Origin of the sequence: Terrisporobacter othiniensis (assembly GCF_000808015.1) — a bacterium.
Lineage (GTDB): Bacteria > Bacillota > Clostridia > Peptostreptococcales > Peptostreptococcaceae > Terrisporobacter > Terrisporobacter muris.
In genome coordinates, this window is record NZ_JWHR01000108.1 from 1 (window position 1) to 5,362 (window position 5,362).

3 protein-coding genes and 2 rRNA genes are annotated in these 5,362 nt (G+C 29.2%); 4 read left to right on the forward strand and 1 reads right to left on the reverse strand.

Translation table 11 applies throughout. The features are described 5' to 3' along the window. Window positions 1–160: 160 nt before the first annotated feature. Window positions 161–277, forward strand: a 5S ribosomal RNA gene (gene rrf, locus QX51_RS11745). Between the two features lie 101 nt (window positions 278–378). Here rrf and QX51_RS11750 read toward each other — a convergent pair. Beyond that, window positions 379–1,563 carry a pyridoxal phosphate-dependent aminotransferase gene (locus QX51_RS11750; RefSeq protein WP_039680106.1) on the reverse strand — a complete coding sequence of 395 codons (1,185 nt, stop codon included), beginning with the start codon at window positions 1,561–1,563 and terminating at the stop codon, window positions 379–381. Between the two features lie 216 nt (window positions 1,564–1,779). Here QX51_RS11750 and QX51_RS11755 point away from each other — a divergent pair, with 216 nt between their 5' ends. The 3 genes from QX51_RS11755 to QX51_RS11765 form a co-directional block, all read left to right on the forward strand. Continuing rightward, window positions 1,780–4,131 (forward strand): anaerobic ribonucleoside triphosphate reductase, encoded by a 2,352-nt coding sequence (locus tag QX51_RS11755; protein ID WP_039680107.1) that lies wholly within the window; start codon window positions 1,780–1,782, stop codon window positions 4,129–4,131. A gap of 22 nt (window positions 4,132–4,153) precedes the next feature. Further along, window positions 4,154–4,693 (forward strand): anaerobic ribonucleoside-triphosphate reductase activating protein, encoded by a 540-nt coding sequence (nrdG, locus tag QX51_RS11760; RefSeq protein ID WP_039680108.1) that lies wholly within the window; start codon window positions 4,154–4,156, stop codon window positions 4,691–4,693. Between the two features lie 544 nt (window positions 4,694–5,237). Continuing rightward, window positions 5,238–5,362 (forward strand): 16S ribosomal RNA (locus QX51_RS11765); the annotation flags it as partial.

A 5,362-nucleotide genomic window follows, 5' to 3' on the forward strand; every position in this document is an offset into this window, starting at 1 on the left:
GACTTGACCAAAATAAACCTAAAGGTTTATATCGCCAACTAAATCTTTAATTATATGTTTATAAGGAAGATTTCAGTTGCTAAAAATAAATAATGGAAAACATTAAATGTTAGCAGTTTTGAAAGTACTAACAAAAGTTAATACTTTAATCGAAAGATTATGTGGTTATTATAGCAAAGAGGATACACCTGTTCCCATTCCGAACACAGAAGTTAAGCTCTTGAGCGGCAATGGTACTTGGGGGGCGACCCCCTGGGAGAGTAGCACGTAGCCACGTAATTTTTTTTATATAAAATAAAAGCCATGTAAAAACCCAACTAAAGAAGCCATGTAAATAAAAAAATAATTTACATGGCTTTTTCGTGTATTATATGTGTTTTATTCCATTATTTCTAAAATAAAACGTTCCAATCTATTTAATCCTTCTAAAAATTCTTTTTCTGAACAAGCATAAGATATACGTACATATTCATCTATTCCAAAAGCTTGTCCAGGAACTATAGCTACATTATATTTAGATAAAAATTCATCACAAAATTCAACAGAGAAACTTTTATTATATTTATACTTTTCAGCAACTTGTGATAAATCTATAAATACATAAAATGCGCCATTTGGATAAATATAATCTATATATTTTATAGTATTTAACTTAGAAGTAATTAAATCTCTTCTAGACTTATATATTTTCACCATATTGTCTATATCATCTTTACAATATTTTAATGCGCCATATCCTATATATTGTGAAGTTAAGGACGGGTGTGAAATTAAATGCCCTTGTATTGCACTAATTCCTTTTGCGATTTTCTTATTTGAAGCAGTGTACCCTAATCTAAGTCCAGTCATTGCTGCTGATTTTGCAAATCCATTAACAGTAATGGTGATATTCTTTACTTCTTCTCCTAAGGAGGCTATAGATACAAATTCATTATTGTAACAAATTCTTTCATAAATTTCATCAGATAATATATAGATATTTTTTTCTAAACATATATTTACTATTTCTAATAGTTCTTCTTTTGTATAAACACTTCCAGTTGGATTAGATGGATTATTTAATAAAAGCATTTTAGTTTTATCAGTTATATATTTCTTTAATAAGTCTGCTGTTAATTTAAAGTCATTTGTTTTACTTGTTTCAATTGGAACAGGAACTGCATTAACAAGCTTAGTCATTTCAAAGTAACTCACCCAGTACGGTTTCGGTATCAAAACTTCGTCTCCAGGATCTGTAACTACCAATAAAGCATTTGTTATAGCATTTTTGGCACCACTAGATAAAACTATTTCATCTATAGAGTAATAGCAATTATTTTCTTCCAATAATTTTTTACATATTTCCTCTCTAAGTATAGTTACACCAGGAACTAAATCATACTTTGTACAATTTTCATTTAGAGATTTTATTCCATACTCAATAGCCTTTTCAGGCACATTGAAATCTGGTTCACCTATACTTAAACTAATAACATCCATACCTGATTCTCTCATATTTTTTACCTTTGAACTAATTCCTATAGTGCAAGAAGGTGAGATAATATTAAGTCGATTAGATAGCATTTTTTACCCCCTTAAATAAGTATATTATTTATAATACAATAAAATGGAAAAAATTTCATGAAAAATAATAACTTTTCTTGACAAAAAAGGTTTTAAGTACTTTATAGACAAAGTATTTTAATAAATGTTATTCTATTATAAATAAGGGATATATACCATATATAGTGGTTAAACTATAAAAGTCATACAATATATAGTAATTAGGAGGGGTTTTTATTGTTAGAATATATTAGAAAAAGAGACGGAAGAATAGTCAAACTTAATGAAGATAGAATAACAAGAGCTATATTTAAGGCGGCAAGTGAAGTCGCAAAAGAGGAAGGTGTAGCGCCTAGTTATGAAACATCTGAAGAATTGACTCAAAATGTAATAAAGATATTGAGCTCCAAATTTAGGGATACAGTTCCTGGAGTCGAAGATATACAAAACATAGTAGTAAAAGTCTTGATAGAGGATGGTCATGCTAGAACTAGTGAAAAATACATTACATATAGAAATGAAAGAAGTAGAATAAGAAATTCACGTACAAGACTTATGAAATCTATAAGTGAAATAACATTTGAAGATGCTAGTGATGCTAATATAAAAAGAGAAAATGCTAATATTGATGGAAATACTGCTATGGGAACTATGTTGCAGTATGGAAGTACAGTTTCTAAGGAATTTTGTAAAACTTTTGTATTAAAACCTGAACATGTTAATGCTCACGATAGTGGAGATATACATATACATGATATGGATTTTCTTAATATGGGAACATTAACATGTTGTCAAATTAAGCTAGATAAACTTTTTGAAAAAGGATTTTCAACAGGTCATGGTTTTTTAAGAGAACCAAATAGTATTATGAGTTATGGTGCTTTGGCGGCTATTGCCATTCAGAGTAATCAAAATGATCAACATGGTGGACAAAGCATACCTTTCTTTGATTATGATATGGCTAAAGGTGTATATAAAACTTTTAGAAAATTATATATAGATAATTTATTAAAAGGGATTGAACTATTAGCAAGTAAAAATGATATAGAAAAAGTAAAAGATATAGTATACTCTACAGAAAATGAAATAGGATTAAAAGTAGGATTGAAACAAGATGATGAATATAAAGCTTTAGAGAGAAAAAAACTAATTAAGCAGTTTAATATTGATATGGAAATGGCAAGTAGAATACAAGAATTTGCATATAAAGAAGCATATAAAGAAACAGATAAACAAACATACCAATCTATGGAGGGTCTTATACATAATTTAAATACAATGCATTCTAGAGCTGGAGCACAAGTACCATTTTCAAGTATAAACTTTGGTACAGATACATCTTTAGAAGGTAGAATGGTAAGTAAGAATTTACTATTATCAATGGAGAAAGGTTTAGGTAATGGAGAAACAGCCATATTCCCTATACTTATATTTAAGGTAAAAGAAGGCGTTAATTTAAATGAAGAAGATCCTAACTATGATTTATTTAAATTATCATGTAGAGTATCTGCAAAAAGATTATTTCCTAACTTTAGTTTTTTAGATGCTCCTTTTAATATAGAATACTATGAACCTAATAATCCAGAAACAGAAGCAACCTATATGGGATGTAGAACGAGGGTAATGAGTAATATATGTGGAAAAAATGAAGTGAGTGGTAGAGGAAATTTATCTTTTACAACTATAAACTTGCCTAGACTTGGTATAGAGCATGGAATAGTGAAAAATGATAAAATTGATTTAGATGGTTTCTTTAAAGATTTAGATGATAAAATAGAGTTAGTAATAGATCAACTACTAGAACGAATGGTGATACAAGGAAATAAAAAAGTCAAAAATTTCCCGTTTTTAATGGGTCAAGGTATATGGAGAGATTCAGATAAGTTAAGCTATGAAGATAGACTAGAAGAAGTGATTAAGCAAGGAACCCTAACACTTGGATTTATTGGTTTAGCAGAGTGTTTAATAGCTTTAACAGGAAAACACCATGGAGAAAGTGAAGAGTCACAAGAACTAGGACTAAAAATTATATCACATATGCGAAAAAGAATGGATGAGGCTACTGATAAATATAAATTGAATTTTTCTTTAATAGCGACACCAGCAGAAGGATTATCTGGTAGATTTACATCCATAGACAAAGGAATTTATGGAGAATTAAAAGGCATAACAGACAAAGAATATTATACGAATTCATTTCATATACCTGTATATTACAAGATAAGTGCATATGATAAGATAAAAAAAGAAGCGCCTTATCATGCATTAACAAATGGAGGGCATATTACATACGTAGAGTTAGATGGAGATACATCGAATAATTTAGAGGCCTTTGAAACAATAATAAAAGCCATGAAAGAATCTGGAATAGGATATGGTAGCATAAATCACCCTGTAGATAGAGACCCTATATGTGGTTATTCAGGAGTTATAGAGGGGCATATATGTCCAAAGTGTGGTAGAAATGAAAATGATAGTGATGTAAAATTTGAAAGAATAAGAAGAATAACTGGGTATTTAGTAGGAACTGTAGACCGATTTAATGATGCAAAGAAAGCGGAAGTCAGAGATAGAGTGAAACATAAATAAAAATATTAAAGGTAGTGGTTAGATGAAATTACGATTAGCCTCGGAATTAACATATGATAGTATTGTAGATGGACCTGGACTTAGAATGGTTATTTGGACTCAAGGATGTATACATCATTGTTATAAATGTCACAATCCTCAAACTCATAAGTTAGATGGTGGAGTTATTGTTGATACGGACTGTATCATAGAAGAAGTGAAAAAGCTAAAACTACATAGAGGTATAACTCTATCAGGAGGGGAACCTTTTTTACAACCAAAAGCATTATCGTTAATTGCGAAATCAGCACAGTTAGCAAACTTAGATGTTTGGTGTTATACTGGATTTAAATTTGAATACTTAATAAACAAAGAAAATCCTCTATATATGTACAACAAAGATTTATTACAATATATAGATGTATTAGTAGATGGAAAATTTGTATATGAAAAAAAGAATATAGACTTAAAATTTAGGGGATCATCAAATCAAAGAATAATAGATGTTAAAAAAAGTTTAGAAAAAGAAGAAATAATATTGAAATACGAATATATGGATAAAAAATTGAATATGGTAAGATGATTTTTAAGGAAGATGATATTATTTATTGTCTTCCTCTGTTTTATTTTTCTAATATATGAATAAAAATAAAATAAAAAAATATGTGAATAAATATGATATGTTTGTGGATAAAATATAATGGAATTCATTTAAAGTTTGGAATTATAACATACATAAAAATGTGGAAATGTGGATAAAAATATATAGAAAAATTAATGAAAAAATATTTGAAAAAAGGTGTTGACGATAAAAAATAAACCTGGTATAGTAATACTTGTCCTTGAGACAAGGGCAAAACAGCAACAAAACTTTTGAAAAAGTTGTTGACAAAGTAAGTCTTTAGATGATAATGTAATAAATGTGAAAAAGATAACGAGTTAACAAAAAATCAAAAAGATGTTGACAAAGGAAAAAAGCTTTGATAAAATTAAGAAGCTTTTAAAAATAAAAGAACTTTGAAAATTAAACAGTAGGTTAACAATAAATTAATTCTTTAAGAATTAAACTGAAACAACAAACCAAGCCAGATATTCAGATAATGATTAGTCTGAGCAATGGACAACTTTTTTATGAGAGTTTGATCCTGGCTCAGGATGAACGCTGGCGGCGTGCCTAACACATGCAAGTCGAGCGATTCTCTTCGGAGAAGAGCGGCGGACGGGTGAGTAACGCGTGGGTAACCTGCCTCAT

What these genes read in the sequence shown, in the direction of transcription:
- QX51_RS11750 (WP_039680106.1), bottom strand. Translation starts at nt 1,563, where the DNA reads ATGCTATCTAATCGACTTAATATTATCTCACCTTCTTGCACTATAGGA.
- nrdG (WP_039680108.1), top strand. Translation starts at nt 4,154, where the DNA reads ATGAAATTACGATTAGCCTCGGAATTAACATATGATAGTATTGTAGAT.